The sequence below is a fragment of the Tabrizicola sp. genome, assembly GCF_051645465.1.
In the GTDB taxonomy this organism is placed as follows: domain Bacteria; phylum Pseudomonadota; class Alphaproteobacteria; order Rhodobacterales; family Rhodobacteraceae; genus Tabrizicola.
Window position 1 is genome coordinate 1 of record NZ_JBOFBI010000052.1, and the last position, 2,251, is coordinate 2,251.

Sequence of the window (2,251 nt, forward strand, 5' to 3'; positions counted from 1 at the left end):
GGATCATGTTCGCCACCTGCGTGCGCTGTCGCACAACCAGGTCCCGCGAGCGGTGCAGGAGCAACACGGCCTGCTGATCCTCTGTCTTGATCTCCACAAAAACGCATGGTCGGACGACGCACGGCCTCACAGATCGCCTCCGCGTCGACCGCGTCAGTTTTCCCGCGCTTCAAATAGGTTTGACATAAGGTTCGAGCGTCAAGCGAACGCTCCGGGGGAGCGTTCGTAGCGAAGAACGGCATCAGCCGCACGTCATGACCCAGCTTGCGCAACGCGCGGCCCCAGTGATGGGCAGAACCACACGCTTCCATACCGACCACACATCGCGGCAATGTCTCGAAGAAGGCCAGAAGGTTCGCACGCTTAATCTTCTTGTTGAAGACCCGGCGGCCTGTTTCCGAAACACCGTGAACCTGGAATACATCCTTGGCCAAATCGAGGCCGACTGTTCTAACTGTCATCGGGTGGCTCCTTTCCTCGCAGTCCATGACAACTGCACTATGGCGCATTCAACGCCGGTGGAGCAGGAGCCATCCACCTCATCCGCAGTGGGCCGGCGGCGGCACTTGTCGTGGCTTCGGACTCGGTGAAACATCGGCTTTGTCCGCAGGACATCAAGCGCTTCCCGCAAGCTTTCGCGCGGCCGATCACGACCGATCAGGACGATCCGGCTTCTTCGATCAGCACCGGTCTAGGCTTTCAAGCACACGGGCGGGTCGATGATGTGCTGGACGCCATGAATCACGAAGGGTGTCTCGAAGCCTTTGGCCCAGATCACCGCCTTCATGCGGAGGATGTTTGGGCCAAGCGAGGCCAGCAGCGTTTCCACCCAGATGTCCAGCATCATTGGGTGGATCGGGTCGTCAAAAGTGGCCGAGATGGCGGATATCCGGTCATCGTGCCTGGCCACCGGGGCCGGAGGCATAACCGGTGAAAAGGCCCTGGAAGGCGCAAGTCCGAAGAGACCATGCGTCGGCCCTGCCGTCTTCATGTTGGGCGCAAGGGCCGGAACCGGCAGGGAGGAAAGCGCATAGGCCGGGACGTTGATCCAATCGACGGTGCCGGGAAGGTCCGATCCCATCTCGGGCGGACCTGCGCCGAAGAGCTCGGTCAGCGGAACAGCGCCATTTGCCGCCACAACTTGGCGTGCGCCCGGCGCCAGCGCGGAAAGCCGCGCCTGAAAGGCCGCTTGCTGTGCCGGGGTGACGAGGTCGGCCTTGCTGATCACATTGACGTCGGCCATCGCGACCTGCGACACCGCCTCGAAACCTGCGTCAAGTGTGAACGAACCGTTAGCGGTGTCACAGACCGTCACCACGCCGTCCAGCCGCAATGCCGCTCCAAGGCTGGGGGTGACGATCAGCGTATTCAGGATAGGGGCGGGGTCGGCGAGGCCCGTCGTCTCGATCACGATGCGGTTGAAGTTCAAGCTCCCCCGTTCGCGCCGGTCCAGAAGGTCCTCCGGCGCCTGCACCAGATCGCTCTGAACTGTGCAGCACATACAGCCAGACGGCAGCAGCACCGTCTCTTCGGTTGTTTCGACGATCAGGTCATAATCAAGCCCTACATCGCCGAATTCGTTGACGACGATGGCGATACGCCCGGCCAACGCATCGCGCAAGAGCGCGTTCACACGTGTGGTCTTACCAGCGCCGAGGTAGCAAGTGATCAACGTCAGGGGGATGCGGGGCGCCACAGACTTGTGTTATGTTATACTATTACGTAATAACCAGCGGAGTCGGAGAAAGGCACCCCCTGATGACGCTTATGTTCCATTCCCGCACATGCGTGGCTAAGGTCGAAGAAGGCCAACTCCTCGTGCCGAGCTTGCCACACAACTGCGTGACCGCCGATCCCGCGCGCCGTTTTGAATCCGTCGCGGTCCATGACGACGCTGCGAATCCGACGATCCCGTGATGGATCGTGCACCCCAGTCCCTGGCGACGGATAGTGGTCTTGTCCGCAAGGCACGGCCCGGCGACTTGGGCGCGATCCAAGCCGTTCTGAACGCGCCGGACAATCTGGACAAACTGGCTGCTTGCTCCGACGCAACGCTCTGCGCGGCGATGAGGTCCAAGGACCAGTTGCTTAAGGTGCTGGAGGTTCCGCAGCAAGGGGTCGCAGCGTTCCTATGGATGACCGGGCTTTGGAGCGATCCGGCAGGCACAAAGATTGAGGAATTCGGCGCAACCAAGCCCGGCGCGGGGCATGGCGGAAAGCTTCTAGCGGCCGTGCTGGCCGACTTCACCAA

Annotated in this window: 3 protein-coding genes and 1 pseudogene; 2 read left to right on the forward strand and 2 right to left on the reverse strand. The window is 61.4% G+C overall.

Features of this window, described 5'->3' with window-relative positions:
* Nucleotides 1-461: pseudogene (locus tag ACRCSW_RS03180) on the reverse strand (IS110 family transposase); the annotation flags it as partial.
* A gap of 230 nt (nt 462-691) precedes the next feature.
* The gene (locus ACRCSW_RS03185; protein WP_438702537.1) at nt 692-1,696 is read right to left on the reverse strand and encodes a CobW family GTP-binding protein; all 1,005 of its coding nucleotides are present in this window, start codon (nt 1,694-1,696) and stop codon (nt 692-694) included.
* A 62-nt stretch (nt 1,697-1,758) separates the two neighbouring features.
* Between ACRCSW_RS03185 and ACRCSW_RS03190 the strand changes: the two genes are divergently transcribed.
* Nucleotides 1,759-1,917 (forward strand): hypothetical protein, encoded by a 159-nt coding sequence (locus tag ACRCSW_RS03190; RefSeq protein WP_438702538.1) that lies wholly within the window; start codon nt 1,759-1,761, stop codon nt 1,915-1,917.
* A partial coding sequence (locus ACRCSW_RS03195; RefSeq protein WP_438702539.1) for a hypothetical protein occupies nt 1,917-2,251 on the forward strand: 335 nt, incomplete at its 3' end. The genes ACRCSW_RS03190 and ACRCSW_RS03195, both read left to right, overlap by 1 nt.